Raw genomic sequence first — 26,473 nt, 5'->3', positions numbered from 1 at the left:
CTCATCCACGTTGGTGTTCTCGTCGTTCGGTGTTGGGACTATTTCATCGCGCCAGACAGGAATCGCTGGAGGCGCTCGCTTTTTGGCGTTTTCAGCACGTCGCGGGGATGGCCTTCTTCTTCGACCACACCCTGATGTAGAAAGACCACATGATTCGAAACCTCGCGTGCAAAACCCATTTCGTGCGTCACCACGATCATCGTGCGGCCTTCGTCCGCGAGATCGCGCATCACCTTGAGCACATCGCCGACGAGTTCCGGGTCAAGCGCCGACGTGGGCTCGTCAAAGAGCAATGCTTCGGGCTCCATGGCGAGCGCGCGTGCAATCGCAACGCGCTGCTGCTGGCCACCCGAAAGATGCGACGGATACGCGTGCGCGAAACGCGTCATGCCGACCTGTTCCAGATAGCGCCCCGCGCGTTCCGTGGCTTCTGCTTTGGTCAGCTTCAGCACATGTCTGGGCGCTTCCATCACGTTCTCGAGTACCGTCATGTGTGCCCAGAGGTTGAAATGCTGGAAGACCATTGAGAGCCGAGTGCGCATTTGCCTCAGCTGTGCGGGATCGCTGATACGGATCTCTCCGCTTCCGTTGGTCGAGGTGCGGACTTCATTGCCGTTGAGGCTCACGCGCCCCGACGATGGCGATTCAAGAAAGTTGATGCAGCGCAGGAACGTACTCTTTCCTGATCCTGAAGAACCGATCATGCTGATCACGTCCCCTCGTTTCGCCGATAGCGAAACGCCTTTGAGCACTTCGTTCTCGCCGTACCGCTTGTGCAGATTTTCGACAGTCAATGCGTTCATATGACGGGTTCTAGCCTTTAGCGAGAGTGGCAAAGTTCTGGGGACGCAGATAAACCAGATATCGGCGCTCGGTGAATCTCACCAGAAGCGTGATGATGGTGGTCAACCCGAAATACACGGATCCGACCGAGATAAAGGCCTCGAAGGGCGCGTAGTAGTTCGCGTAGAAATCACGCGCAACACCCGTCAGGTCGACGATCGTGATCGCGCTTACCAGCGACGTGCCGTGCAACATCAGGATCACCTCGTTGCTGTACGCAGGAATAAAACGGCGTAGCGCGGACGGCAGAAGAATTCTTCTCCACGCCATGAACCGGCTCATGCCGTATGCCTGTGCGGCTTCTATCTCGCCGTAGGGCGTTGCACGCAATGCGCCCGCGAGAATCTCCGTCGTATAGGCGCATGTGTTCGCGGTGAGTGCAATCAGTGCGCAATAGTAGGGATCGCGTAGCAAGGAAAGCACGGGATTGCCGCGCTGCCACCCGTCCTGCAACCACTGGAATTGACCGAAACCGTAGTAGACGATCATCAGTTGAGCGAGCAAAGGCGTGCCGCGCATGAACCAGGTATAGAGGGCAACCGGGCCACTCGCGATACGGTTAGGCGACACACGCAGTACCGCTAGCGGAATGGAAATCAGCAAACCCATCGCGAGTGAGAACACGGTGAGCTGGACCGTGACCCACAAGCCGCTCGCGTAGGAGGCAAACAGTTGTCCGAGCTGTTCGTATGTCATCGATGCAGGCTCCCTTCCCGAACGCCTCTCTGAAGATACGTGCGTGCTCGCGCGAGACATGCCGTCGATCCCGACGTGACCACGAGATACATCGCACAGGCTGCAAGATAGAAGGTCATTGGCGCCTGCGTTGTGCGGCCCGCCTGATCGGCAATGAACATCACGTCGTGCAGACCGATCAGCGACGCAATTGCCGTTGCCTTCAGCAACACCAGCCAGTTGTTGACCGCTGCGGGAAGCGCGAGACGCATCATCTGCGGAAACAGGATGCGGCGAAATGCCAGCCAGCCCGAAAAGCCATAAGCGCGTGCTGCTTCCATCTGACCGCGCGGCACGCTCAGGATCGCGCCGCGAAACGTCTCCGTGTAATACGCGCCGAAAATGAAGCCAATGGTAAGCACGGCTGCCACGAAGGCATCTACATCCGGCGCATGAAAGCCCATCAACGATGCCAGCTGATTGAGGGCCAGTTGCCCGCCGTAAAAGACGAGCAGCATCATTACGAACTCGGGGACGCCGCGAATCAGCGTCGTGTAGGCCGAAGCCATCGAAACAATCGTGCGCGAGCCGTATAGCTTGGCGACGGCACCGATCATCCCCACGCACACTGCGAGAACCACTGACAGAACCGCGAGGATGAGCGTGATCCCGGCGCCCCGTAATAGCGCGGGGAAGTACTCCTGGAGTTCGAGCATGCTTCCACCTGTGATGACGAATTGGAGACCACGCGAATAATCGATCGCGGCGCTTTACCCGCGAGATCAGTAGATATCGAAGTTGAAGTACTTCTTCTCGATCGACTGATAGACGCCATTTGCACGAATCGCCTCGATAGCGTGATTGAACTGCTGCTTCAGATCGTCATCACCTTTACGCACAGGGATTCCGTAACCCTCTCCGAGCAGTGTCTTCTGTTCAGGCGTCGAGCCGAGAATCGGCTGTCCGACGAACTTGAAGTTCGCGCCTTCAGGTTTGGACAGAAAGGCGCTATAGGCGGCGGTCGCATCCTGCAATCCGGCATCGAGCCGGCCTGAGCGAAGATCCATATAGGCCTCGTCTTGCGTCGCGTAGCGTACGATCTGGACGCCGCTTTGCGCCCAGTACGCGCTCGCGTACTTGTCCGCCAGCGTGCCTCGCTGCACGCCGACGCGTTTGCCCTTCAGTTCGGCAGGCGTCGAGTCCTTGATCGGACTCGACTTCGATGCGATCAGGCGGCGCGGCGAGTTGTAGTACTTCTCGGTGAAATCGACCTTCTGTTTGCGTTCGGCCGTAATCGCAACGGACGCGACGATTGCGTCGATCTTCTCGGCCTGCAATGCGGGAATCAGCCCATCCCAGTTGATCTGTACGAGCGTGCAGTTGGCGTGCATCTGTTCACACAGTGCGTGAATCATGTCGATATCGAAGCCAACCGGCTTGCCGTCCGGTTGAATTGACGAGAACGGAGGGTACGCGCCTTCATAACCAATGCGGATGTCTTTCCATTCTTTCGCATGCGCGTTCAAGGCAAGCACGCATACGGCTAGTCCGAGCAGAGTCTTTGCGAGTCGTTTCATGTCGATGCTCAACAGGTTAGGTGTAGGTCATGTACGACAATATCTTCACGTCGCACTCGATATATATGTATTACTAAATGTTTAGAAAGATTTCTAGCTGTGAACAATGCGGTTCTGATTAGTGGCTCGACGTCATCCATTGACGAAGCGCCGGAATCGTCGCTTCGATGTGCTCACGCACGGATGCCTCGACAACCACGGGATCGCCGCTTTTGATGGCGTCGATGATCGTCGTGTGATCGTCGCGCGACGTCATCTGCTTGTCGGCAAGTTGCAGCCAAAGCCGCATGTGTGGCTCAACGACAGTGTGCAGGCCGGCAATCTGCGCGATAAGGCGTTTGCGCCCGCTCAACTGGCACAGATATTCGTGAAAGTTCCGATGTGCACTGACCCACTGATGCGCATCCTGCTCGTGGCTTTCCATCACTTCGAGAAGCCGGGTAAGTTCGGATATATGTGCCGGTGTGATGTCCGGCAGGGCCATCTTCGCCGCCAGTCCCTCAAGCGCGCCGCGCATGCAGAACACTTCTTCCATCTCGTCGGCGTCCAGGCCGCGGACAATCGCGCCGCGATTCGGCCGGATCACCACGAGTCCCTCGCTCGCGAGCCTTCGGAACGCTTCTCGCACCGGCATACGGCTCGTGTCGATCTCTGCCGCGATGTCCTCGGGGATCAGGCGATCCCCAGCGCGATAAACACCCATGCGGATGCGATACAGCACGTGCGCATAGGCCTCTTCTTCTGCCGTGACTGCGAACCCCGCGCGAAAAGAATGAACGCTTTCTTCCATGGTCGTCCCGATGTGTTCAGCAGAGATAAAGCTTTATGTAAGACTGGATATTTGTATCCGTGCATTCAATATATCAATCCAATAAAACGACCAAATAAGGGAAAACCCTCATCTCAGCGATGTGAAACCTACTCGAAAAAAAGTGATCACCGGTCGCTCGGTCGGCAGTACCAACGCGTGGCTGGCAATACCAGAAACAGACACAACGCTCAAACGCTCACATTGCGCGTCGCCGACTCACTGGTCGGCGCGGTGCGACTCGGGCTCAATCGTCGACTGCAGGATTGACCAGATATTCGGCGAGTCGCTGCTCGCGTAGCAGCCCAGCGCAAGGGTAATCAGCGCGAGCTTCGCACCGCGAGCGGGATCCACAGCGTCACGCCCCAGAACAACATGCCCTGCATCACATAGCTGAAAAGCAGCAGCAGAAACGGATACCCGCGAAGCGACGCGAACGTGAGCGGTTTTGCGTGACGCGGCCCACTCGTAGCAGCAGGCGCATACGGCGCCTCGCTTTCGGGACGCAGCGCCGCGATGAACAGTGGCGCGATGCCAACGAGGCCGATCGCACCCATCACGATGAACATGACCCGCCATCCGGCCATGTTATAGAGCGGAGTCAGCAGAATAAAACCAAGCGCCATTGTTGCGGCCAGTAGACACCCTCAGCGAGACCCAGAATCAGCCTGCAAGCGAGCAACACCGTAAGCGAATGGGTAAAGCCAACATACACCGTTGCCGCCGACCAGATAGCGAAAGTCCAGATCACCACCTTCTTCGCGTCGATCTTGCGGGTAAGCATGCCGCCGAAGAAATTCGCCACCCGATATCGCTTCCGCTTCACAAGGCCATTCTCGATGCGATCCTTGTCGGCGACGCGGCTGGCGCCAGCGCAGCGATGCTGACACACCTCATGGATACCGAAGCTCGCCGCCAGCGTTCGGCCGATCAGCAGCAAGATCGCGCGTCCGATACGACAAACCCTGCAAAGCGGCGCCGATGATCAGCACATCTAGAGCGGCGAGACGTTAACGATGCTGACCTGTCCGCCATGCAACTGGAAGCGCATATCGAACATTCGCATCCTCAATCCGAGGCTCTTGCAGCGAGAGGCAGCCAGTCTGCCGGATGTTCAATGCTGCGAAGAAATGCATCCAGAGCGCTTCTGGAAAGCGACACGCTCGCATTGTTCTCGAGCGGATGAAACAGAAAGATCGCTTCTCCGGTCAATTCGGTATCGATGACAAGTCGTACGCGTTTGGTTTCATCATTGACCAGCGCAAGTGGACTCAACGAGCCCGCACGAATACCCAGCAACTCGAAGAGCGTGTCCGCCGACGCAAACGACAGGCGTTTGCTGCCGACTATTTCAGCGATACGAGCCAGATCCAGCGACTTGGCGGCAGTCGTCACGATAAGGAAGTAGTGCCCCTTCTTGTCCTGCAGGAGCAGGTTCTTGCAGCGAGCCCCTACGACAGAAAGTGTCAACATTCCGGACTCAGCCATGTTGAGTACCGGATCGTGTTCCTCGAAAGAAAACGGAATGTCCCGATCTTCAAGAAGCTTCAATACGTCGTCTTTACCTAGCATGCTGTCGTTCGCGCTGTTCAGAAACAGGCCGGACCCAGAGCCATTCCCGAGCCGGTTTTCCATACATCCTCAAATCAGGCATCAAACACAGGATACGATGCCTTGCGAATCGCCGCGATCGTGTCGTCCGGCGAAAGCAATCCGGACTCGTCCAGAATAGCGACCATGGAGCGCCCTTCGGCCACCGATTGCCGCGCCAACTTGCTCACCCGTGCATAACCAATCTTGGGGACGAGCGCGGTCGCGACGGCCATCGATTCCATCAGATGCTTCTCGTTGCGAGCCACGTCAGCCTCGATGCCCTTCACACACTTTTCGCCGAAGCGCCGAATGCCATTGGTCAGCAACGCGATACTGTCGAAAACGCGAGAAGCGACAACGGGCTCGAAATGGTTGATTTCCAGCTCGCCGTACTGAACCGCCTGAGCAACGGCGACATCATTTCCAACGACCGCAAAACTCAGCTGGATCATCGCCATTGGCAGCACCGGATTGACCTTGCCCGGCATGATCGAAGAACCCGCCTGTGCCTCGGGCAGTTTCAGTTCTCCAAGACCTCCGACAGGCCCCGACGACAACACGGTCAAGTCGGAAGCTATCTTTGCGAGCGACACAGCGCAAGTGCGAAGTTCTGCGGAGACGCGCGAAAACACGTCCATGTTCTGCATGGCGTCGAATGGATTTGCCGGCGCGCGATAGTCGACGCCAGTCACGCGCTGGAGATGCGCGTACACCGCTGCGCGGTAGCCCGCCGGAGCGCCGAAGCCCGTTCCGATAGCCGTTCCGCCAAGCGGAAGCGTACGAAGCTTGTCACGCACCGCGACAAGCTCCTCTGCCAGACGTTCGGTCAAAGCCGCGTAACCGCCAAAGAGCTGGCCGAGACGCATCGGCTGCGCATCCTGCAGGCAGGTCCGGCCCAGATGCAAAACGTCGGCGAACTGCGTCGCTTTGCCGTGGAAAAGCGCCGCGAGTTGCGTGACTTCCTTGATCAGCGATCCAAGCATCGCGTGCGTTGCAATCTTCAGGGCGGCGGGATACGCATCGTTTGTAGATTGCGAGCGATTGACATGGTCATTCGGATGAACAACCTCGTATGTTCCGGCAGCGTGCCCGAGTATCTGCTGCGCACGATTCGCGATGACCTCATTGAAGTTCATATTGGTCGACGTGCCACCCGAACCTTCCATCAGATCGACCACGAACGAAGCGTCGAACCGCCCTTCGATAACCTCTTTGCAGGCTGCGACAATCGCATCGCACTGCTCGCCGCTGATGACCTCATTGTCGCGATTGGCCAGAGCCGCGGCCCATTTGACCTGCGCAAAAGCATCGCGAAACTCGGAATAGTGGGCAATGGTCAACGGTGAAACCGTGAGGTTGTCGACACCGCGAACCGCGTTCACGCCATACAGTTTGTCGCCGGGAATGGTGACTTCACCCACGTAATCACGTTCAATACGCGCTTCGTCCGGAGCAAGCTTATTCATAGAGATTCCTTCCACCCACGGTAATAAGTTTTTCAATCCCCCCGCCGAGCGCTGTCAGCCTCGGCAGGAATGATGTCTCGATTACTTCGCGCGCCGTTTCGCAAGCGTCGTCGAAGAAAACGTTGTATTCGTCCCGTCGCGCGACGAGGTACAGCGAGCGCTCCAGGCCCAGATTCTCGACCACATGTGTAGCAACGTTGCCCGCATGCGTCACACCCTGAAGATGGCACATCGGTGATGTAATGGCCCAACCGATTCCTTCTGCCACCATCGAAGTCAAAGCGTCCGCGTTATCCAGTTCCAGCCTGTTCGGCGCACGTATTTCGATGCGCCGGAGGTATCGTTCGATCTGCATGCCTACCTGAGATGTCCGGTTGAACCGGACGATAGGCAAGCTGTTAATCAGTGTCCTCAAGTCGTCAATGGTCTTCACCGGCATCCTGAGGTTCTTCGGCGTTATGACGAAATACCGCTCGGAGAACAGTCGATAACGAACGACGTCGTTAGCGTCCATCAACGGGTCGCTGGTAACGATCAGGTCCAGATCCCGGCGCAAAAGCGCTTCTCCCTGCTGAGGGCTCAGACCCGTACGAATCGACAGCTGAGATACCTTTCCCAGCAGCTTCTTCGTGAACACCGAGCCACACGTGGAAGCAAACGAATCGACCAGTCCGATGCGCAAGTCGGGTTTGATGCCACGCCCTGCTTCGACGACTTGCGCCTTGAGATTGGCGATTTCTTCGCTTAACACCGCGCCTCGATTTCTCAGCGCAATGCCAAACGGTGTGAGCGCCATTGGTCGCGTTGTCCGGTTCACCAGCACGACACCCAGTTCTTCCTCGAGCTGACGGATGATCTGCGATACGCCCGATTGCGAGATGCCCATCCTCGTTGCGGCCGCAGACATACTCCCCTCTTCCGCGACAGCGACGAAAACCTGTACTGCATGCATATCAATGGGTTTGTTCGACGGCATGTCGTGTCCTGATGTGAGAGGCCTTGCCTGTATTCCGCGACCCGATGCGCCGTCGATTCCCAGTCATCAGAGGCGCGTCTTGCTGCCGCCTGGCGCGGAGGTGGCGAAGCTTGCTTCATGATGTCCGGCAGCGTTTATCTGACCGTCGTCGACAGTATCGGATTGCACGTCGGAGAGATTCTCGCTGCCCGTTTCGGGTGCCATGAAGTGGCAGAAGACGCCACCGAAGAGCAGTACCGCAACGCAGACACCCAGCGCAACATGAATGCCCACCTGCGCGACGGCGATCGGCAGCAGGAACGTGCTGATAGCCGACCCAAAGCGGCTCGATGCGACCGCAAGACCGACACCTGAAGCGCGCAGGTGCGTCGGGAAGAGTTCGGGCGGATAGACGAACTCCAGATTCGCTGCCGCCGAGAGAACGCATGCGAAAAGGCCAAAGACGAGCATCGTACCGATGGGACCGAAGCTGGCGTATGTCAGCACCGCCAGACCGAGCGCCGCAAGATAGAAGGTTCCAAGCAGAAACGTACGGCGGGATATCCTGTCGATCAGCAGCAGGCCGATCAGCGCGCCTGCGAGAAGCAGGACGTTATAGACGAGTCCGCCCACGAACTTGTCTTTGACATGCAGCGCTTCGAGGACTTTAGGCGCGAAGGTGCCCAACGCAAAGTACGGAATAACCTGGCAGGTATAGAACACACAGCCGACCAGTGTGTTTTTTCGCCACCTCGGCGAGAACAGTTGTGACCATGCGCCCCCATGTTGCTGCGTTGCCACTGTCGTCGAGAGCGTAACCTCAGGGCCGAATCTGCGACGAACAATGGCGAGCGCTTCGTCGCCGCGGCCTCGCTTCATCAGCCACATCGGCGATTCGGGAACGATCAGACGGAACGGAAGAATCAGCAGTGCCGGCACGCCGCTCGCAGCGAGCATGATCCGCCAGGCGTCGGGCCCAATATCGCGCATGGTAAAACCAGCAAGGTACGCGCCGACATAGCCCGCTGCCCACGCCGCTGCGAGCACGCTCAGCAGACGGCCACGATAACGGCGCGGCGAGTACTCGGTCACGAGGGACTTACTCACCACGTAATCGGCACCGAGAATGAGCCCTAGCACCAGTCGCAAAACGAGCAACTGCGAAGGCGTGGTCACAAAATACTGCGCAGCGGAGACGACCGCGAAGAGCAGCATGTCGTACGCGAAAATCGTCCGGCGACCGTACTTGTCCGCAATGGGACCGGCCAGCATGCTGCCGAAGAACAGACCTGCAAGTGACGCCGCGCCAAGCAGTCCCATCCATAGCGCGTCGAGATGCAGCGGCCCGGCCGCCATGCTGACTGCAATGCCGATAATGCCAAGCACGAAGCCGTCGCTGAATTGCCCGCCTGTCCCACTGAACGCAACCCCGACGTGGAATGGGCGGAGCGGCAAGTCTTCGAGTAATACCTGTTTGCTCACAATCGTCTCCTGTCTCTGGTGTGGTGCTCATGTCGATGCACCTTGGAGAACAGTCTAGAGCGGCAATTTCAGGAAAACAGCAGGTGACGGGACAGTATCAATGATTCTAATACTATGCGTCAGCGGGGCTGCAGGGAGGTGGGATAGTCCGCTCGACGAGCAAAGGCACTGACGGGAAATGGCTGGACGTGAGGCGGGTAAGCCAAACAACTGGAATGCGGATCCGCCCCGGGAACATAGAAGCAGGGGCGGCGATGCAATTAGCGGGCTACTCGGCGGAATGAGGTTATAGCCGAGCAGGCCAACATAGGCGCGGGCATCGCGAATACAACCACTTTCCCTTCTCGATGAACGGACAACAACGACACCCTTGTTGATGGGGTTTTTTGATCGACAGAAATCGCGTCGCCGCTCACAAGCGCAATTAGCCCCCGGCCCGCTTTGCAGCGTGCCCGTCCTTTCTGAGCGCTTCGATGATCCGCTCGCAATGGTCGCCCTGTACTTCAATCACGCCATCCTTGACCGTTCCACCAGAACCGCAGGCCGTGCGCAACTGCTTGCCTAGCGACGCCAGGGCCAGAGGATCGAGCGCCAGCCCTTTGACGATCGTCACGCTTTTCCCGCCCCGGCCCTTGGTCACGAGGGTCACCCGTACCACACCATCGCCTACCGGTCGTGCCTTGGCAACCGCCTTGCAGACACATTCCGCAAGTACCTGCCTGCATTCAGGACACATCCGCCCACCATCGGTGGAATAGACGAGGCCACCTTTTGAACTACTCTTCATGATCGGCTTACTCAAAGACTAATCGCGACGAGTTTAGCAGGGGCGCATTCCGCTGCGCGGGCCAAACAAAGCCAGTGAACGGAAAGATCACCGCAAAAAACGGCGCGCCGCGATATGCACGCCAACCACGCAAGCCAATCCGATGAGACCGCCCGCGAGTACATGCGTGAGCCGCTCGAACGCATCGACGACAGACTGATTCGCCAGCACGATCGCAAGCGAGACGAACACACAGCGAAAGAAATATCCTACTACGTAGCGTTGAAAAGCGACGAGCGTGAGAAACGCGGCCAGCGTCGCAAGCGTTACGGCCATGCTCGAATGCGGCACCACGTATTGCCCGAGCAGAACGCCGACCGGCACCCCGACAATGACGCCGAACGCGCGGTTCTGCAGTTTCGTTCGCGCCGTATCCACCGCGCCCGTGACGATGCTTGCGGCGCCCCATATCACCCACTGCGCGTGATCCATGTGCCGGTATTCGACCATCAACGCCGTGATGCCGACGCCAGCGACCATCGCGATCAGGTCTTCCACATAGGGTGCGCGCGTGCCGAAATCGTCGAGACGCGACCAGCGGGCGTCCGTCTTGCCGCGCGAGCGGATATACGCCGACACCAGCGCCGGCACGAGCGCGACGAGCAGATACGGCAGCGAAGCGGGCGCGGCGTGCAGCAAGGCATCGATGCTGCGCCCTCCGTGCAGATCGTTGGCGAGAATCAGGACGGGCACGAAGGTCCAGTTGCCGAGCGTGCGCAGCTTCTTGCCGCGCGAGGCGAGCAGGATCACACTCGCCGCGAGCAGCATGCAGGCAACGACGAACAATGCCGGCACCCGTTCAGCAAGCAGCAGAAGATACGTTCCGCCGATAACCACGAGTCCGTGCGCCAGCACACCTTCGGGACGCAGCGCGAGCCTGTCTTCGGCGATCATCGTCGCGACCGTGAGGAGCGACGCCTTGATCCACAGCGCGTTACCCGTCGCCAGCGCGAGGACGACAAACGGTAGCAGGCCAATGGCCGCGTGCAACAGCGGCCAGCCTTTGATTTCGGTGGCGAGGCGAAGATGCAGGGGTGCGTCGGCAGGCATGCGTGAAGTCCCCTTCCGATGTCCTCAGAGGACTATCGCGCTGTGAACCGGCAGCCACTCAGTCGGCGCACCGGATGTCCCAATGAACTTACAACACGATATTACGCGCCTGCCAGAATCGATTTGCGTGCATGGCCGCTCGCCGATGCGACGGCCGACCATCACAGTCGTATCGTAGAGTCGCAGAATTCGTGAAGAATGATTGGAGATTCAGTGGTGCCGCCGAGTGGATCGGCAGTCAATTTCTCCGCCCGCTGCGCTCAATTGGCGGATTTACGATCCGGCGTGCTCGCAGGCACGAACATCAGCACGATCCCTGCCGCGACGCCCACCGCCGCAAAGGTATAGAAGTTCCAGGGCAGCGGCGCACCCGCTTGCGCCAGCACGCCACCAATCAACGGCCCCACGATCGCGCCAAACCGCCCGATGCCCAGCGCCCAGCCGATACCCGTCGCCCGGCTGGACGACGGATAGTGGCGCGTGATGTACGCGCCGAGCAGCATCGTATTGCCGATCGTTCCCACGCCAGCGATGCCGACCAGCACATACGTTTCGATGGTGCCATGCGCGAACGGCAGCATGCAGAGACTCACCGCGGCCAGAAAATACAACGCGCTGACGACGGGCTTCGACCCGAGCCGGTCGGCAACCGCACCGCCCGCGAGCGAACCAAACGCGGCTGTCAGGTTGAGCATGACGAGCAGCCCGAGGCTCGAACCGAGCGGGAAGCCAGACTTGCGCATCAGTTGTGGAAGCCACGTGCTGAGTCCATAAAGCAGCAGCAGGCCCATGAACATCGCGACCCAAAAGGCGAGCGTTGCACGCAGGAATGAAGGCGCGAAGAGCGCGCGAACCGAAGCGATGCCCGACACGCCACCACCGGCAGAACGCGCTGCCGATCCACGGCTATACGCAGGAGCATCGATTGCTGAGCCGCGAATGCCCAGCGCTCGGGCAAGCGAACGTGCGTCACCGCTTCTGCCTTTCGCGATCAGAAACTCCAGCGACTCAGGCAAATGGCGCGCAACGAAAGGCAGCACGACAAGAGGAGCGGCACCGAGCCAGAAGAGTCCCCGCCACCCGTGCGACGGCAGCCACACAATCGCCAGCAGCGCGACGACGATGCCGCCCAGCGAATAGCCCGTGTAGATCAGCGCATAGTTGAACGAGCGACGCCGCGGCGGCGAATATTCGACGGTCAGCGCCGCTGCCGTCGGCACCACGCCGCCCAGCCCCAGTCCGCCGAGCACGCGCGCCACCACGAACCATCCTGGCGTCGGCGCGAGCGCAGCGGCCGCCATCATCGCGGAGAAGAGCGCGACGCTGCCGAGCAGCATCCTCCTGCGGCCCACGATATCGCTCAGCGTGCCCGCGCCCATCGCGCCGATCATCATGCCCGCGAGCGAGCAACTCGCGATTGCACCCAGCTGCAGTTGCGTCAGCGACCAGTCCGTCCCATGCGTGAGCATCGGCAGCACGGCGCCATAGATCGCGACGTCGTACCCTTCCGCCAGAATCATCAGCAGGCAGATGGTGACGACCCGGATCGTCACGCGTAACGGAATGTCCGTTGCAGAATCCCGCTGCCCATCGAATACGTTCGACGCCACGTCGACGCCGACTTCACCCGTGCCGGATGATCCTGTATTCATGCCCACGCTCTCCCCGATGCGTTGATGAAAAGCCCTGCTCCAGGCCGCCAGCGCTCAGCGCTCCCGTTCGACTTCAGCCGGACCGCGCTGGCTTGCCAGCCCTGATGTGCCTCGCGTCTCCGCGCTCTCCTGCCCCTCGCGCAGCACCTGACGCGCAATCTCGGCCACGCGCTCGACGTGCGCGGTCGCGGCATCGCGTGCTTCGTTCGGCGCATGCGCGCGGATGGCAGCCAGGATCCGCCGCATTTCCTGAACGGCCTGGCGGCCGCGATCATCGGATGCGATCGTCAATGCACGCAGCCGGTTGATACGTGCCGTCAAAGACTGCACGATGTCCCACGCCACGCTCTTCTTGCCGCCCGTGAACATGCATTCGTAGAACGCCGACGTGAAGGCGCGCACGGCCTGATGATCCTGCGCATCGAACGCGGCCTGGATCTTTTCGATGCAGCCGGCCAGTTCCGCATGCGTGCTTTCGTCGGCATGCTGCGCGCAGGCCATAGCAGCCTCGCCCTCCAGCAACGCGCGTATTTCATAGATTTCCGCGGCTGTATCGAGATCGAGTATCGCGACGATCGGCCCCTGGTTCGGAATCGAATCGACCAGCCCTTCCGTCTCCAGATGCCGCAAGACTTCGCGCACGACCGTCCGGCTCACGCCCAGTTCTTCACACAGCGAACGCTCGACGAGCCGCTCGCCCGGACGAAAATGCGCGTCGACGATCGCCGTACGCATTTTCTCCAGCGCGAGTTCGCGCAGCGTCGTGGTGCGGCGTTCGACCTTCAGCGATGGCAGTGCATCACTCATGGCAATCGTCACGCTTGAGCGAAGAGCCGCACATCGCGCGTATCCCAGTCGACGAGCGCGTTCGTACCGATCGACAGCCCGCTGTCATGGCGCTGTCCCGCGGGCATGCGAATCGAGATTTCCTGTTGCCACGGCGTTGCCACCGCGTAATGCATCGCGTCACCGAGATACGTGATGTCGCGCACCGTGACCGGCAAGCCTGCTGTGCCGTTCGCATCGCGCATCGCGTGGATGCGCATCTGCTCGGGGCGAATCATCAGCGTGCCGTCGTCGCCTGCCGTGAGCGCCGGGTTGAAACTGCCGGACGTAACCTGATGACCATTCGGGAACACGCCGTTCATGCGGCCGTCAGTGTGCGAGGTCACGCGCACGGGCAGGAAATTCGAATTGCCGATGAAGCTCGCGACAAAGCGCGATGCAGGGTTCGCATACAGTTCCTCGCCCGTCCCGACCTGTTCGATGCGCCCTTTGTTGAACACAGCAATACGGTCCGACAGACGCAGCGCTTCTTCCTGATCATGCGTCACATAGAGAATCGTGACGCCCGTTTCCTGATGGATCCGGCGCAGTTCAAGCTGGATTTCCTCGCGCAGCTTCTTGTCGAGTGCGGACAGCGGCTCGTCCATCAGCAGCACGGGCGGATCGTAGGCGAGCGCACGCGCAATCGCGACACGCTGCTGCTGTCCGCCCGACAGTTGCGCGGGCATGCGGTCGCGGCATTCGGAGAGATGCACGAGCTTGAGCATCTGCTCCACTTTCGCTTTCACTTCCGCTTCGGGACGACGGCGCACGCGCAACGGAAACGCGACGTTCTCACCCACTGTCAGATGCGGAAACAGCGTATAGCGCTGAAACACCATGCCGATGTTCCGCTTGTTAGGCGCAACGGAAAGCAGCGGCTTGCCGTCGACCAGCACGCGTCCTTCGCTCGGCTCCTGAAAGCCCGCGACGATATACAGCGTCGTGCTCTTGCCCGAGCCCGACGGCCCGAGAAACGTCATGAATTCGCCCTTGCGCACATCGAGCGAAACCTGATCGATGGCGACGACGTCGTCGTATGTTTTGCGCAGGCGCTGGATTTGCAGGAATGCAGTCATGTCGTTCACCTTGGTTATCGCGCGCGGCGCAGCACGGCGCCCGCCAGCATCAACACAGCCGTCAGGCCGACCAGTAACGAAGACGCCGCCGCGACGACGGGCGTCAGGTCTTGCCGCAGCGTCGCCCAGATGCGCACGGGCAGCGTTTGCAGCGTGGGGCTCGCCATGAAGATCGACACCACCACTTCGTCCCACGATGCAAGGAACGAGAAGATCGCAGCCGCGAAGATGCCGAGCCGGATCGCGGGCAACGTGACGCGCAGCTTCACTTCGAGCGGTGACGCACCACAGATCAGCGCGGCATCTTCGAGCGCTGTGTCGAAACTCGCGAGCGAGTTGCTGATCGAGATGATCGAGAAAGGCAACGCAATGATCAGATGGCCGATCACGAAGCCCGTCATCGTGCCGTTCAGGCCGATGCGCAGGAAGAACGCATACAGCGCGACGGCGAGCACGACGACGGGCAGCACCATCGGCGTCAGGAAGAAAGCCTGCACGGCATTGCGCCCGCGAAACTTGCCGCGCACCAGTGCCAGCGACGCGAGAAAGCCGATCAGCACGGACAAGACGGTTACGATCACCGCGAGCTTCGCGCTGGTGAGCAGCGAGTCGATCCAGCCGGCGTCGGTGAATAACTGGCGATACCACTCCAGCGTCCAGCCCGGCGGCGGAAAGATCAGCCACTGCGAATCGCCGAATGAAAGCGCGACGATGAAGACGATCGGCAGCAGAAGGAACAGTGCGACGGCAGCGCCAACAGAGAGCAAGGCCCAGCGCAGCGCGCCCAGACGGTCGAAATCGAGCAGCATGTTATCGGCCTCCCACACTTGCACGTGCACTGCCCGTGAAGCGCAGTTGCAACGCATACAGCGAAAGGGTGACAGCCAGCAGCACGAACGCAGCCGCACCGGCAAGGCCCCAGTTCAGAAGTTGCTGCACGAGCTGCGCGATGAGTTCGGCGAGCATCATGTACGACGCGCCGCCAAGCAATGCAGGCGTCACGAAGTAACCGAGCGCCATCACGAACACCATCAGCGCGCCCGATGCGACACCCGGCATCGCCAGCGGCACCAGCACGCGCCAGAAAGCCTGCCAGCGGCTCGCCCCACAGATCGCCGCGGCTCGCAGCGTCGACGGATCGATGCTGCGCAAGGTCGCATGCAACGGCATCACGAGAAACGGCAGCATGATGTACGTCATGCCGATCGTCACGCCGATCAGGTTGTTCACCAGCGTGAGCGGCTCGCTGATGATGCCGAGCGCCATCAGCATGCGGTTGATCGGACCTGTCTGTTGCAGCAGCACCATCCAGGCGAAGGTGCGTGCCAGCAGATTCGTCCACATCGACAGCAGCATCACCGCGAATAGCAGCGAACTCAGCTTGCGCGGCGCGATGGCGAGCAGCCATGCAGTCGGAAAGCCGATCGCGAGCGTCGCCAGCGTCACCACGCCCGCCACCAGAAACGTGTTGCCGAACACGCGCAGATACGTCGTCGAGCCGACCAGCTGCGCATAGTTCTGCAACCCCAGCGACGGTTCGAGCACGCTGCGCAACAGCAGCGACAGCACGGGCAAAAGAAAGAAGATCACCAGCAGCAGCAGCGCGGGCATCAGCAGGCGCACGCTGCGCCAGTCGCGCCGCCGGCGCGTGGCCGTCGCGGGCGGATGCGCGACGGTACTCAGAACATTAGGCATGGTGTCTCCCATCCACTTCGATCACTGTGCAATGCTTCGCGCGCCGTGCGCTCACTTCGACTGCCACGCGTACCAGCGCTTGGCGATGGCATCGCGGTTTTCGGCCCAGTACTTCATGTCGAGATTGATCTGCGAAGTCTTGTACTGATCGGGCAGCGTCTTCGCGGCGGCGGGCGACATCAGCGAGGCCGATTTCACGTTGATGGGCGCGTAGCCTGTTTCCGTAGCAAACTTCGCCTGGGCTTGCGGGCTGGTTGCGGCGGCCAGGTACTTCATCGCTTCCGCCTTGTGCTTCGCACCCTTCGGAATCACCAGCATGTCGGCGGCCGTCAGGTTCTGGTTCCACGAAATGCCGACGGGCACGCCCGTCTGTTCCAGCGCATGCAGACGTCCGTTCCAGAACATGCCGATCGGCGCTTCACCCGATGCCAGCAGTTGCTGTGATTGCGCGCCGCCGCTCCACCAGACGATGTCGCCCTTGATCGTGTCGAGCTTCTTGAACGCGCGATCGAGATCGAGCGGATAGAGCTTGCCGGGCGGCACGCCATCTGCGAGCAGCGCGATTTCGAGCACGCCGGGCGCCGACCACTTGTAGAACGTGCGCTTGCCGGGGAATTTCTTCGTGTCGAACAGATCAGCCCAGGTAGACGGCTGCGCGCTCGCGAACTTCGCCTTGTTGTAGCCCAGCACGAACGAGTAATAGAAGCTGCCGACCGCATCCGGCGTCGAGAAGCGCGGATCGAGTTCGTCTTTCTTCACGACGGAGTAATCGATCGGTTCGATCAGTCCGGCCTTTTGCGCCGCATACGCAAAATCGCCTTCGACGTCGACGACATCCCAGTTCACATTACCGCTGTCGACCATTGCCTTGAGCTTGCCGTAGTCGGTCGGACCATCCATCAGCACGTTGATGCCCGTTTCCTGCGTGAACGGTTGCGCCCAGTTCTTCTGTTGCGACGATTGCGTGGTGCCGCCCCAGCTCGTGAAGACAATGGGATCTGCGGCAAGAACGGGCGCCGCCGCGAGCGTTGCCGCGCAGAAGGCGATCAGCGGCGCGATAAACGAAGTGCTTCTGCTGCTCATGTCAATCTCCAGGAAACGGTGGGGTATCGAGGCAATGTGTATGGCGGCCAGTCGAACGTTCTCTCTCAGACTCAGGCAAGCGGCGAAAAACGCGCTGGCTTCATGATCTTGTTTTCCATCTCTTCCATCAGCGCCTGAATCTTTGGCGCAAAGGCCTGCCACGTCGCGTCTTGAGCAAGCGCCGCACGGCGGCGTTCGCGTTCGTCGAGACTCGGGTAGGCCCAGATATGCACGATCTGGTTCTGCGGGCCGATCTCCGAAACGAAGTAGCCGATCAACTGACCCAGATACCGCTTCTGCAACTCGATGCCCTCTTCCTCGACGAGCTTCAGATAAGCCGGCACCGCGCCCGTCTTGATGCGATACGTGCGGATTTCGTAGTACATGTGGCTTCCTCGAGAGTTGGGCTTTAGCGCATCACGAACGGGTCGGCGATCGGTTCATCCGATGTACGAATCCAGACCGACTTGGTGCGCGTGTACTCGAGCACAGCTTCGAGTCCGCCTTCGCGTCCGAGACCACTCAATCCGTAGCCGCCGAACGGCACGATGGGCGAAACCGCGCGATACGTATTCACCCACACGATGCCCGCGCGCAACGCACGCGTCAGTCGATGTGCGCGCGTGAGATCGCGCGTGAAGACGCCGGAAGCGAGGCCGTAGCGCGTGTCGTTGGCAAGCGCGATCGCATCGGCTTCCGTATCGAACGTGACGACGCTCAACACCGGTCCGAACAGTTCTTCCATCACGCTCGGCACTTTCGCGTGCGGACAATCGACGACGGTCGGCAGGAAGTAGTTGCCCTTGCCCACACCGTCCGGCTGTTTGCCGCCCGTCACCAAGCGACCGCCCGCTTCAATGCTCGCGCGCAGTACGTGTTCGATATGTTCGAGTTGACGGCGCGTCGCGAGCGGGCCCATTTCGGTTTCCATGTCCTGCGGATTGCCGATGCGGATCGCCTGCGCCTTCGCGATCAGACGTTCGATCAGCGCATCGTGAATGCCACGCTGCACGACGAGGCGCGAGCCCGCGACACAGCTTTGGCCCGTCGCCGCAAAAATACCCGCGACGACGGCATTGCATGCGCTGTCGAGATCGGCATCGTCGAATACCAGCACGGGCGATTTGCCGCCCAGTTCCAGCGACATCGACGCAAGGTTTTCCGCCGAATTGCGCACCACATGTCGCGCGGTTTCCGGACCGCCTGTGAACGCGATACGCGATACGAGCGGATGACTCGTCAGCGTGCGGCCGCAATCGTTGCCAAAGCCCGTCACAATGTTGACGACGCCTTTCGGAAAGCCGGCCTCATGCACGAGCCGCGCAAATTCGAGCAAAGGCGCGGGGCCTTCTTCGGACGCCTTGAGGACGATCGTGCAACCCGCCGCAAGCGCCGGGCCGATCTTGACGGCCGACAGAAACAGCTGCGAATTCCACGGCACGATGCCCGCCACCACGCCGACAGGTTCGCGTCGCAGCGTCACTTCCATGTCGGGCTTATCGACGGGCAGCCACGCGCCCTGGATCTTGTCGGCGACGCCTGCGTAATAGCGGTAGTACTCGGCCACGTAACCGATCTGGCTACGCGTCTCGCGAATGATCTTGCCCGTGTCCTGCGTTTCGAGTTCGGCAAGACGCGGCGCATGTTGCGCGACGAGATCGGCGAGCTTGTACAGCAGCTTGCCGCGCGCGCTCGCCGTCAGGTTTGCCCACGCCGGATCGGTCAATGCGCGATGTGCCGCACGCACTGCGCGATCGACATCGTCGGCACTGGCAGCGGGCATTTGGGCCCACACGTCGCCCGTCGATGGATCGATGCTGTCGAACTGCTCGCGCGCATCTTCGAACGCTCCATCGATGTATTGCTGGAACCGCTGGACCATGTCAGCTACTCCAAGTTCGGTTACTGCGTTGCGTCGGTTGGATCAGCGCGATGCGAAGGCAGGCATCACGTCGGAGATGAACAGCTCCAGCGACTTGCGCTTGCGCTCGAAACTCATATGACTGTCGAGCCAGAAGCTGTACTGGTCGTAGCCGAGTTCTTCGTAGCCCTTCAATCGCGCGATCACCTGTTTAGGCTCGCCGATCACGAGGTTCTTGCGGATCGCTTCGGACGAATACTGCGGGAACATCGCGACGTCCGCGTCCGTCAGCGGCTCGATGAAACCCTGCTCGACGGGACGTTCGTTCTTGAACCACTTGCTGAAATAGCGATAGAACGTTGCAAGGTCTTCGACAGCGGCATCCACTTCAGCCGCATCGGCACCGACGAACGTATGCATCAGCATCATCACTTGCGGGCGCGGCACGTCGGGATGCGCTGCACACGCAGCATTGAAACGTTCCATCAGGCTCACGACTTCGGCATCGCCTGCAGCCAGCGATGTCACCTGCACGTTGCATCCGTTCGCAATTGCAAATGCGTGCGAATTCGGATCGCGTGCGGCGAGCCACATCGGCGGATGCGGTTGTTGTATCGGACGCGGCACGGGCGTCGATGAAGGCCACGACCAGAATTCGCCCTGATGCGCGTAATCGCCCTTGAAAAGCTTGCGCAGCGCGGGGACCAGTTCACGCATGCGAGCGCCCGCGCCCATCGCGTCGAGGCCCGGCAGCAGACGCTCGTATTCGAACGAGTAAGCGCCGCGTGCGATGCCGAGATCGAGACGTCCATTGCTCGCAACATCGACCATGCCCGCTTCGCCAGCGAGCGCAATCGGATGCCAGAACGGCGCGATCACCGTGCCCGTGCCGAGACGGATGCGCTCCGTCTTCGCCGCGAGATACGCGAGGTTGACGAAGGGATTCGGCGCGATCGTGAATTCCATTGCGTGATGCTCGCCGATCCACGCGGTTTCGAATCCGCCGCGCTCGGCCAGTTGCACCAGCTCGGTCATCTGGTCGAACAGTTCGCGATGCGACGTCGTGTTGTCGTACCGCTCCATGTGCAGGAACAACGAAAACTTCATGATGTGTCTTCTCCGATGGCAACTGCGAGTTTGCTTTGCGCGCAGCGGGGCGAACAGAAAGATCAGTGCGCGAGTGCGAGTGTCTGCACGGTGCCCGCTTCCGTATCGCCGACATAGATGCCAAATGCGTCTTCACTGCGTTCGCGCACGTAGCGTTCCAGCATCGAACGTACGGCGTCGTCGCGCAGTTCGTTCCATGGAATCGACCCGAGCGGCACGATGCGGATCGCGCTGTCCATCCATGCCGCGCCGCTTTCGATCACGCGGCCGCGGTAGTAGATCTGCACGCTCGACGAAGACCCGCTGCCCGATTCGAACACGGCAAAAATAAAGTCGAGATGGACTTTGAGACCGAGTTTCGCGAGCACGCCGTTCAGGCTCGTTGCGTCGCTTGCGGTTTCGAGCTTCTGTCCCGTTGGCAGTTGCAGACCCTTTGGTGTATCCAGCAGTACGAGACCGTCGCGATGTTCGAGAATCGCACCGACCTGCGCGCGTGCACCCGCTGCCGCAAGCGCTTCCTGCGACAGACTGAAGTTCACATACGCGCCCCGGCAATAGCCGAGCGGCGATGAACTGGTATGAACAAAATCGACTACGCGTCCGATCAGGATGATGTGATCGCCGGCATCGACCACGTCATGTGTCGTGCAATCGAAACTCGCGGCGGCGTCATCCATCACAGGCGCACCCGTTGTCCGCGCGCACCAGGCGACTTGCGCGAACTTGTCGGCGGCTTTCGATGCGAACACGCCCGACACGTTCTTCTGGTCTTCAGCGAGCACGCTGATCGCGAAGTGTTTCGTCTGCGAAAACACCTCGTAGCTGGAGGCAGTTTTCGCGATGCATACCAGCACGAGCGGCGGATCGAGCGATACCGATGTGAACGAGTTCGCCGTGAAGCCGCGCGGCGAGCCGTCGGGCTGGATCGTCGTGACGACCGTCACGCCCGTCACGAACGCACCGAGTGCGCGGCGGAATTCCGCGATATCGAAGGGCTGCGGATTGGGAGTCTCAGCCATGATGTTCTCCAGAGATCGATCCATTGACGGCTTGCGTCAGACTCGCGGCCGACGCTTCGGCGAGGAACGCGAGCAGGCTTGCGTTGACGCGCGCGGGGTCGGTGACGTTCATCATGTGACGCTCGCTCGCGATGATTTCCGCGCGGCCATGCGGCGTGGCGGCTGCCATCGCGCGCGACATCGCCGGGCTCGAATTCGGATCGCATTCGCCCGTGAGGAACAGCGCGGGCACGGACAGACTCGCGAGCCGGCCGACATGGGCATCGTCCGAAGAAGCGAACAGCCGGTACGTGCGCGCATAGCCGACGGGATCGACCGACAGCAGCAGCCCGCGCACGGCTTGCGCCGCTTGCGTCAGGTGCACGGGAATCGGATCGCCGAACCAGCGCGACAGTGTGGCGTCGATGCCGGCTTCGGTGCTCGCATCGGCGGGCTTTTCCGCTGACGTATCGCCGAGCGTCGCGGCGCGGTTCATCACCGCCGCGCGCTGCGCGGGCGTGCGGTCGTAGACCGCGTTGAGCGCTGCCACGCTCAGTGTGCGCTCGGGATGCGCCAGTGCGAATTCGAGTGCGACCAGTGCGCCCATCGAATGCCCGACCACATGAGCGCGCTCGATGTACAGCGTATCGAGCAGTGCATCGAGTTGCGACGCGTACTCGTCGAGCGTCGGCATGGCGGTCGGCAGTCCGCTGTCGCCGTGGCCGAGCATGTCGTACACGACGACCTGAAAAGCGGACGTCAGCGCGTCGATCTGCGGCGCCCACACGCTCTGGTTCATGCCTACGCCGTGAATCAGCACTACCGTTTCGCGCGCATCGGCGGACTGCGACGCGTGCACGCTGTAGCTCGTGCCGCTCGCTTCGCCACGCGACACAGCGAGCACGGGAGCAAGTTCAGGCTTCATTGGACTCGAGCTCCTTCAGGTCCTGATAGCGGTCGCCGATGCGGTGATGCGGACGTCCGCCAATCGACGCGCCGAGCGCGATCACAAGTTCATCGGGCGCGGGCGCATCGACGATCGAGAACTGCACGGTCAGATAGTGCGAGCGCATGCCTTCGTCGTGCTTGTGCATCAGCGGAATCGAGATCGGGCAGTTCGGGCCGCCGCGCAGGTTGGTGAAGCTCAAATAGCTCTTCGCGCCGACGGCCTTGCGGTAGTGATTGCCGAAACGCAGCGTGTGGATCAGCGCCGACGCGTGTTCGATTTCGCCCGATGTGCCGACGATGGCGGCCTTGCCGTAGCCTTCGATTGCATCGCCTGAGCCCGCTACGCGCAGCATTTCCGCCGTCAGCATTTCGCCGAGTTGCGGTGCGAGACCGTGGATTTCGGGCCTCAGGTCTTCGACGAAACCGCGTCCCGCCCATGGGTTGCGTAGCACGGCTGCTGCGCCGAACAGCTTCAGCGGACGTGGTGCTTCCTTGCCGCCCTCGATAAAGGTCTCTTCGACGTAGGTGACCAGCTTGCGCACTTCCAGCTTCATATCGCTCTCCTTGCGGCGGCTTTTTGCCGTGAATGTCGTTCGTTGAGATTATGGTATGCCATCTTATGGTCCGCACCAAGTGCGTCAATATTATGGAATACCATGATATGGGTTATGCCAATGCTGGCATGTTTTTGGCGTTGCTCGATGTGGGGCGGTTTTAGGGTTGTCTTGTGACGCCAGGTTGGTTTTTATGGCTCTGCGCTGGCATCCGCGTTAGCGCCTACGCGGCGCAGGCGTTGCCCCTGTGCGGGGCGGCACTTACTTTCTTTGCCGCCGCAAAGAAAGTAAGCAAAGAAAGCGGGCTAACACCGCCCGTTCTTGACCTCCGCCTGAGGGCCCCCAACGGGTCCTCCACTTCACACGGCGTTCTGCCATTCAATGCCCGTTGCCAACGCTTCGGCTAAGCGCCTCACCCACTTCAATCACCCGTAGCGCAGCTGGCAGCAGCGAATGGTTGATGCCGCCCAGGTGGCAAACTGTGTGTAGGTCGTAGTGCTCCACGCGTCAGCGCTCTTACGACACCGATCGTGCTTTCGAGCCATGACCTGGGTTTTCAGTCCGAAGTGAAACGCATGAGCCGCGAAAGCCGACACACAGTTTGCCGCTATAGAACGTGGGAGATGGGATCGCGCCGGCGGCGACGCAGGAGCATGAAGCGGGTGATGAGCCAATTCGAAGCGTTGGCAGCGGGCGTCGAGAAGAGCGATGCCGCATGAAGGAGAGGAACCCTTGGGGGCCCTCAGGCGGTGGTCAAGAACTGGCGGTGTTCAGCGGCTTTCTTTTGCCTACTTTTCTTTGCCGCGGCAAAGAAAAGTAGGTGCCGCCCCGCACAGGGGCAACGCATGAAGCACGAAGGCATAGCGCGGATGCCAGCGAAAGACCAGGCAAACCAAACCACCCCAGCGTCGCAGACAAAAGCCAAACCCACTTCACTCCACGCCTTCCTGCTCCGCCAGCACCTTCAACGCCAGTTCCGCCGTCCTCCGGATATGCGCAAACGACGCCGCCGACGCCTTCTCCCCATCCCGCCGCTCAATCGCATCGAGCAACGTATTCATCTCGCGATTCGACTCATCACCCCGACCAGGGGTAGCAATCGTCAGCGCGCGCAGCCGGTTGATCCGCGCATTCAGCGTCTTCACGACGGTCAGCGACACATGCTTCTGCGCACCTTCGAACATCGCGTCATAAAACCGTTCGGTGAACTCGAGCACACGCGGCAGATCCTGCTGCACGAAAGCATCTTCGATGTGCTTGCGAATACCGCGCAACTGCTGCACCAGTTCGGGCGTCGACTGCTCGGCACAAGCACGCGCCGCATTGGCTTCCAACAAACCACGCAGCTCGTAAATCTCCCCAACCTGCTCCGGGTCGAGCCGCGCGACGATCGGCCCTTGCCGCGCGACGATTTCGACGAGCCCTTCCGTCTCCAGATGCCGAAGGACTTCGCGCACTACCGTGCGGCTCACGCCCAGCTCGTCGCACAACGTACGTTCAACGAGCCGCGCGCCCGGCCGGAAATAACCCTGCACGATCGCACCACGCAGCTTGTCCAGCGTGAGTTCGCGCAGGGTCTTGGCGTTGCGGTCGATTCTGAGGTCTGACATAGGCGGCAATAAGGAAAATGGACGAAGGCCCTGCCGCACGCCGCACAAACGAAAGCGCGTCGGCTGGAATGCCATATTATCGTCCATCTTGCCGTGATGCCGGCCCGCGATGCGAACCGCCGCCGGTTCGCTCATCACGCCACGCCGCGCCCGTGCACGCACGGCGCGCTGCGCAGGCCGCGCAACGCGCGCTCGCAGCCGCCGCCGCATGCCGGTGTATGGCCTCGCGCTCACGAGTGGTACGCGTTCTCGCCGTGCGAGCTGAGATCCAGCCCTTCGCGCTCGCCATCCTGTTCGACGCGCAGGCCAATCGTCATATCGACCAGCTTGAACGCGATCACCGACACGACGCCCGACCACACCAGCGAGGTCCCCACACCCCAGCATTGCGAGATCAACTGATCGGCGATGCTGTAATCACCAACCTTGTTCGCAACGTAATCGTAGACGCCCGTGCCACCCAGCCGCGGCGACGCAAACACGCCCGTCAGCAGCGCGCCGACGATGCCGCCCAGGCAGTGCACGCCGAACACATCGAGCGAATCGTCGACGCCGAGCAGGCGCTTGAGCCCATTCACGCCCCAGTAGCACACGATGCCCGCTGCAAAGCCCATCACGATCGAGCCCATCGGTCCGACGAAACCGCAAGCAGGCGTAATCACTACGAGCCCCGCAATCGCGCCCGACACGGCGCCGAGCATCGACGGCTTGCCCTTGAGCGTCCATTCGACGAAAGTCCACGCCACCGTCGCCGCGCACGTCGCAAGCAAGGTCGTGACGAACGCGAGTGCTGCCGCGCCGTTCGCTTCCAGATTGGATCCGACGTTGAAGCCGAACCAGCCGACCCACAGCAGCGATCCGCCGACCATCGTCAGCGTGAGGTTGTGCGGCGCCATCGTTTCGCGCCCATAGCCTGTCCGCTTGCCGATCATGATCGCGCCGACCAGCGCCGCGATCCCCGCATTGATGTGCACCACCGTGCCGCCCGCGAAGTCGATAGCGCCCTTCTGGAACAGGAAGCCCGCCGTGGCCGTCGCCTTTTCACCCGCTGCGGCGCTGGTGTACACATCGGGGCCCGGCCAGTACCAGACCATGTGCGCGATGGGCAGATACGAGAACGTGAACCACAGCACCATGAACAGCAGCACAGCCGAAAATTTCGCACGCTCCGCAATGCCGCCGACGATCAGCGCAGGCGTGATCGCCGCGAACGTCAATTGAAACGCGACATAGATGTACTCGGGAATCACCACGCCCTTGCTGAAGGTCGCGGCTGTCGTGTCCGGCGTGACGCCTGCAAGAAACGCCTTGCTCAAGCCGCCGAAGAACGCATTGCCTTCGGTGAACGCGACGCTGTAGCCGTACAGCGCCCACAACACGCCAAGCAGACAGAACACGACGAGCGTCTGCATCAGCACCGACAGCATGTTCTTCGCGCGCACCATGCCGCCGTAGAACAGCCCGAGCCCCGGTGCGGCCATCATCACGACGAGCAGCGTCGCGACGATCATCCATGCAGTGTCGCCCTTGTTCGGCACAGGGTCGGCGGCGAAAGCCGGCATCGCGAGCGCCAGCATCGTGAGTAACGCAACACATCTGACCAGACTTTTCATTGCGCGATCCTTTGGAAAACGTCGCGGCATGCCGCGTGCGATACGCGGGAAGCGTTGACGGTAATGTGTGGACTTAACTGAACTGCGGGAACTGCAGAAACTGCGGGGATTGCGGAAAAGCTTGAAGCGTTATCACGGCTACTTGCGGCGGGCGCGCGCCCGCCGCATCACTT

At 60.8% G+C, this 26,473-nt stretch carries 25 protein-coding genes and 1 pseudogene; all 26 read right to left on the bottom strand.

From position 1 onward, the window contains the following. Nucleotides 1-38: 38 nt before the first annotated feature. A complete protein-coding gene (locus tag G3O01_RS15975; protein WP_205806095.1) occupies nt 39-803 on the bottom strand; it encodes an ATP-binding cassette domain-containing protein in 765 nt (254 codons plus the stop codon). Nucleotides 804-813: 10 nt separating this feature from the next. Further along, nucleotides 814-1,539 (bottom strand): ABC transporter permease, encoded by a 726-nt coding sequence (locus G3O01_RS15970; RefSeq protein WP_205806094.1) that lies wholly within the window; start codon nt 1,537-1,539, stop codon nt 814-816. Continuing rightward, nucleotides 1,536-2,234 carry an ABC transporter permease subunit gene (locus tag G3O01_RS15965; protein WP_205806093.1) on the bottom strand — a complete coding sequence of 233 codons (699 nt, stop codon included), beginning with the start codon at nt 2,232-2,234 and terminating at the stop codon, nt 1,536-1,538. Before G3O01_RS15965 ends, G3O01_RS15970 begins: the two co-directional genes overlap by 4 nt. Nucleotides 2,235-2,300: 66 nt before the next feature. After that, on the bottom strand, nt 2,301-3,095 hold the full coding sequence (locus G3O01_RS15960; protein WP_205806092.1) for an ABC transporter substrate-binding protein: 795 nt from the start codon (nt 3,093-3,095) through the stop codon (nt 2,301-2,303). Nucleotides 3,096-3,213: 118 nt separating this feature from the next. After that, nucleotides 3,214-3,885: a GntR family transcriptional regulator gene (locus G3O01_RS15955; RefSeq protein ID WP_205806091.1), complete on the bottom strand. Its 672-nt coding sequence runs from the start codon at nt 3,883-3,885 to the stop codon at nt 3,214-3,216. Between the two features lie 338 nt (nt 3,886-4,223). Further along, nucleotides 4,224-4,687: pseudogene (locus tag G3O01_RS45760) on the bottom strand (hypothetical protein). A 284-nt stretch (nt 4,688-4,971) separates the two neighbouring features. Next, on the bottom strand, nt 4,972-5,538 hold the full coding sequence (locus G3O01_RS15940; RefSeq protein WP_205806088.1) for a prolyl-tRNA synthetase associated domain-containing protein: 567 nt from the start codon (nt 5,536-5,538) through the stop codon (nt 4,972-4,974). Nucleotides 5,539-5,549: 11 nt separating this feature from the next. Beyond that, on the bottom strand, nt 5,550-6,998 hold the full coding sequence (locus G3O01_RS15935; protein ID WP_205806087.1) for an aspartate ammonia-lyase: 1,449 nt from the start codon (nt 6,996-6,998) through the stop codon (nt 5,550-5,552). Beyond that, complete coding sequence (locus tag G3O01_RS15930; protein WP_205806086.1) at nt 6,955-7,938, bottom strand: LysR family transcriptional regulator; 984 nt, start codon at nt 7,936-7,938, stop codon at nt 6,955-6,957. Before G3O01_RS15930 ends, G3O01_RS15935 begins: the two co-directional genes overlap by 44 nt. A gap of 66 nt (nt 7,939-8,004) precedes the next feature. Continuing rightward, nucleotides 8,005-9,399: an MFS transporter gene (locus G3O01_RS15925; protein WP_205806085.1), complete on the bottom strand. Its 1,395-nt coding sequence runs from the start codon at nt 9,397-9,399 to the stop codon at nt 8,005-8,007. A 424-nt stretch (nt 9,400-9,823) separates the two neighbouring features. Then, nucleotides 9,824-10,186 (bottom strand): translation initiation factor Sui1, encoded by a 363-nt coding sequence (locus G3O01_RS15920; protein ID WP_205806084.1) that lies wholly within the window; start codon nt 10,184-10,186, stop codon nt 9,824-9,826. Between the two features lie 87 nt (nt 10,187-10,273). After that, a complete protein-coding gene (locus G3O01_RS15915) occupies nt 10,274-11,275 on the bottom strand; it encodes an FUSC family protein (protein ID WP_205806083.1) in 1,002 nt (333 codons plus the stop codon). A gap of 260 nt (nt 11,276-11,535) precedes the next feature. Continuing rightward, complete coding sequence (locus G3O01_RS15910) at nt 11,536-12,927, bottom strand: aromatic acid/H+ symport family MFS transporter (protein ID WP_205806082.1); 1,392 nt, start codon at nt 12,925-12,927, stop codon at nt 11,536-11,538. A 54-nt stretch (nt 12,928-12,981) separates the two neighbouring features. Beyond that, complete coding sequence (locus G3O01_RS15905; RefSeq protein WP_205806081.1) at nt 12,982-13,734, bottom strand: GntR family transcriptional regulator; 753 nt, start codon at nt 13,732-13,734, stop codon at nt 12,982-12,984. A gap of 8 nt (nt 13,735-13,742) precedes the next feature. Then, a complete protein-coding gene (locus G3O01_RS15900) occupies nt 13,743-14,831 on the bottom strand; it encodes an ABC transporter ATP-binding protein (RefSeq protein ID WP_205806080.1) in 1,089 nt (362 codons plus the stop codon). 14 nt (nt 14,832-14,845) lie between these two features. After that, the gene (locus tag G3O01_RS15895; RefSeq protein ID WP_205806079.1) at nt 14,846-15,640 is read right to left on the bottom strand and encodes an ABC transporter permease; all 795 of its coding nucleotides are present in this window, start codon (nt 15,638-15,640) and stop codon (nt 14,846-14,848) included. A 1-nt stretch (nt 15,641) separates the two neighbouring features. Beyond that, nucleotides 15,642-16,526 (bottom strand): ABC transporter permease, encoded by an 885-nt coding sequence (locus G3O01_RS15890; protein ID WP_205806078.1) that lies wholly within the window; start codon nt 16,524-16,526, stop codon nt 15,642-15,644. A gap of 51 nt (nt 16,527-16,577) precedes the next feature. Beyond that, entirely contained in the window at nt 16,578-17,609 is a 1,032-nt protein-coding gene (locus tag G3O01_RS15885) for an ABC transporter substrate-binding protein (RefSeq protein WP_205806077.1), read from the bottom strand. A gap of 71 nt (nt 17,610-17,680) precedes the next feature. After that, nucleotides 17,681-17,995 (bottom strand): NIPSNAP family protein, encoded by a 315-nt coding sequence (locus tag G3O01_RS15880; RefSeq protein ID WP_205806076.1) that lies wholly within the window; start codon nt 17,993-17,995, stop codon nt 17,681-17,683. 23 nt (nt 17,996-18,018) lie between these two features. Continuing rightward, nucleotides 18,019-19,491: an aldehyde dehydrogenase gene (locus tag G3O01_RS15875; protein WP_205806075.1), complete on the bottom strand. Its 1,473-nt coding sequence runs from the start codon at nt 19,489-19,491 to the stop codon at nt 18,019-18,021. Nucleotides 19,492-19,533: 42 nt separating this feature from the next. Beyond that, nucleotides 19,534-20,577 (bottom strand): LLM class flavin-dependent oxidoreductase, encoded by a 1,044-nt coding sequence (locus G3O01_RS15870; RefSeq protein ID WP_205806074.1) that lies wholly within the window; start codon nt 20,575-20,577, stop codon nt 19,534-19,536. A 62-nt stretch (nt 20,578-20,639) separates the two neighbouring features. Next, nucleotides 20,640-21,596 (bottom strand): flavin reductase family protein, encoded by a 957-nt coding sequence (locus tag G3O01_RS15865; RefSeq protein WP_205806073.1) that lies wholly within the window; start codon nt 21,594-21,596, stop codon nt 20,640-20,642. After that, nucleotides 21,589-22,500, bottom strand: coding sequence for an alpha/beta fold hydrolase (locus G3O01_RS15860; protein WP_205806072.1), 912 nt, complete (start codon nt 22,498-22,500; stop codon nt 21,589-21,591). The genes G3O01_RS15865 and G3O01_RS15860 overlap by 8 nt, the downstream gene beginning before the upstream one ends. Continuing rightward, a complete protein-coding gene (locus tag G3O01_RS15855; protein WP_205806071.1) occupies nt 22,490-23,077 on the bottom strand; it encodes an amino acid synthesis family protein in 588 nt (195 codons plus the stop codon). Before G3O01_RS15855 ends, G3O01_RS15860 begins: the two co-directional genes overlap by 11 nt. 932 nt (nt 23,078-24,009) lie before the next feature. Beyond that, nucleotides 24,010-24,687, bottom strand: coding sequence for a GntR family transcriptional regulator (locus G3O01_RS15850; RefSeq protein ID WP_205806070.1), 678 nt, complete (start codon nt 24,685-24,687; stop codon nt 24,010-24,012). A 230-nt stretch (nt 24,688-24,917) separates the two neighbouring features. Next, nucleotides 24,918-26,264, bottom strand: coding sequence for an ammonium transporter (locus G3O01_RS15845; protein WP_241024005.1), 1,347 nt, complete (start codon nt 26,262-26,264; stop codon nt 24,918-24,920). Nucleotides 26,265-26,473 lie beyond the last annotated feature (209 nt).

It is taken from the genome of Burkholderia sp. Ac-20365, from assembly GCF_017104715.1.
GTDB lineage: Bacteria > Pseudomonadota > Gammaproteobacteria > Burkholderiales > Burkholderiaceae > Paraburkholderia.
This window is presented reverse-complemented; position numbering and strand designations above follow the sequence as displayed.

What these genes read in the sequence shown, in the direction of transcription:
- G3O01_RS15975 (WP_205806095.1), bottom strand. Translation starts at nt 803, where the DNA reads ATGAACGCATTGACTGTCGAAAATCTGCACAAGCGGTACGGCGAGAAC.
- G3O01_RS15970 (WP_205806094.1), bottom strand. Translation starts at nt 1,539, where the DNA reads ATGACATACGAACAGCTCGGACAACTGTTTGCCTCCTACGCGAGCGGC.
- G3O01_RS15965 (WP_205806093.1), bottom strand. Translation starts at nt 2,234, where the DNA reads ATGCTCGAACTCCAGGAGTACTTCCCCGCGCTATTACGGGGCGCCGGG.
- G3O01_RS15960 (WP_205806092.1), bottom strand. Translation starts at nt 3,095, where the DNA reads ATGAAACGACTCGCAAAGACTCTGCTCGGACTAGCCGTATGCGTGCTT.
- G3O01_RS15955 (WP_205806091.1), bottom strand. Translation starts at nt 3,885, where the DNA reads ATGGAAGAAAGCGTTCATTCTTTTCGCGCGGGGTTCGCAGTCACGGCA.
- G3O01_RS15940 (WP_205806088.1), bottom strand. Translation starts at nt 5,538, where the DNA reads ATGGAAAACCGGCTCGGGAATGGCTCTGGGTCCGGCCTGTTTCTGAAC.
- G3O01_RS15930 (WP_205806086.1), bottom strand. Translation starts at nt 7,938, where the DNA reads ATGCCGTCGAACAAACCCATTGATATGCATGCAGTACAGGTTTTCGTC.
- G3O01_RS15920 (WP_205806084.1), bottom strand. Translation starts at nt 10,186, where the DNA reads ATGAAGAGTAGTTCAAAAGGTGGCCTCGTCTATTCCACCGATGGTGGG.
- G3O01_RS15915 (WP_205806083.1), bottom strand. Translation starts at nt 11,275, where the DNA reads ATGCCTGCCGACGCACCCCTGCATCTTCGCCTCGCCACCGAAATCAAA.
- G3O01_RS15910 (WP_205806082.1), bottom strand. Translation starts at nt 12,927, where the DNA reads ATGAATACAGGATCATCCGGCACGGGTGAAGTCGGCGTCGACGTGGCG.
- G3O01_RS15905 (WP_205806081.1), bottom strand. Translation starts at nt 13,734, where the DNA reads ATGAGTGATGCACTGCCATCGCTGAAGGTCGAACGCCGCACCACGACG.
- G3O01_RS15900 (WP_205806080.1), bottom strand. Translation starts at nt 14,831, where the DNA reads ATGACTGCATTCCTGCAAATCCAGCGCCTGCGCAAAACATACGACGAC.
- G3O01_RS15895 (WP_205806079.1), bottom strand. Translation starts at nt 15,640, where the DNA reads ATGCTGCTCGATTTCGACCGTCTGGGCGCGCTGCGCTGGGCCTTGCTC.
- G3O01_RS15890 (WP_205806078.1), bottom strand. Translation starts at nt 16,526, where the DNA reads ATGCCTAATGTTCTGAGTACCGTCGCGCATCCGCCCGCGACGGCCACG.
- G3O01_RS15885 (WP_205806077.1), bottom strand. Translation starts at nt 17,609, where the DNA reads ATGAGCAGCAGAAGCACTTCGTTTATCGCGCCGCTGATCGCCTTCTGC.
- G3O01_RS15880 (WP_205806076.1), bottom strand. Translation starts at nt 17,995, where the DNA reads ATGTACTACGAAATCCGCACGTATCGCATCAAGACGGGCGCGGTGCCG.
- G3O01_RS15875 (WP_205806075.1), bottom strand. Translation starts at nt 19,491, where the DNA reads ATGGTCCAGCGGTTCCAGCAATACATCGATGGAGCGTTCGAAGATGCG.
- G3O01_RS15870 (WP_205806074.1), bottom strand. Translation starts at nt 20,577, where the DNA reads ATGAAGTTTTCGTTGTTCCTGCACATGGAGCGGTACGACAACACGACG.
- G3O01_RS15865 (WP_205806073.1), bottom strand. Translation starts at nt 21,596, where the DNA reads ATGGCTGAGACTCCCAATCCGCAGCCCTTCGATATCGCGGAATTCCGC.
- G3O01_RS15860 (WP_205806072.1), bottom strand. Translation starts at nt 22,500, where the DNA reads ATGAAGCCTGAACTTGCTCCCGTGCTCGCTGTGTCGCGTGGCGAAGCG.
- G3O01_RS15855 (WP_205806071.1), bottom strand. Translation starts at nt 23,077, where the DNA reads ATGAAGCTGGAAGTGCGCAAGCTGGTCACCTACGTCGAAGAGACCTTT.
- G3O01_RS15850 (WP_205806070.1), bottom strand. Translation starts at nt 24,687, where the DNA reads ATGTCAGACCTCAGAATCGACCGCAACGCCAAGACCCTGCGCGAACTC.
- G3O01_RS15845 (WP_241024005.1), bottom strand. Translation starts at nt 26,264, where the DNA reads ATGCTGGCGCTCGCGATGCCGGCTTTCGCCGCCGACCCTGTGCCGAAC.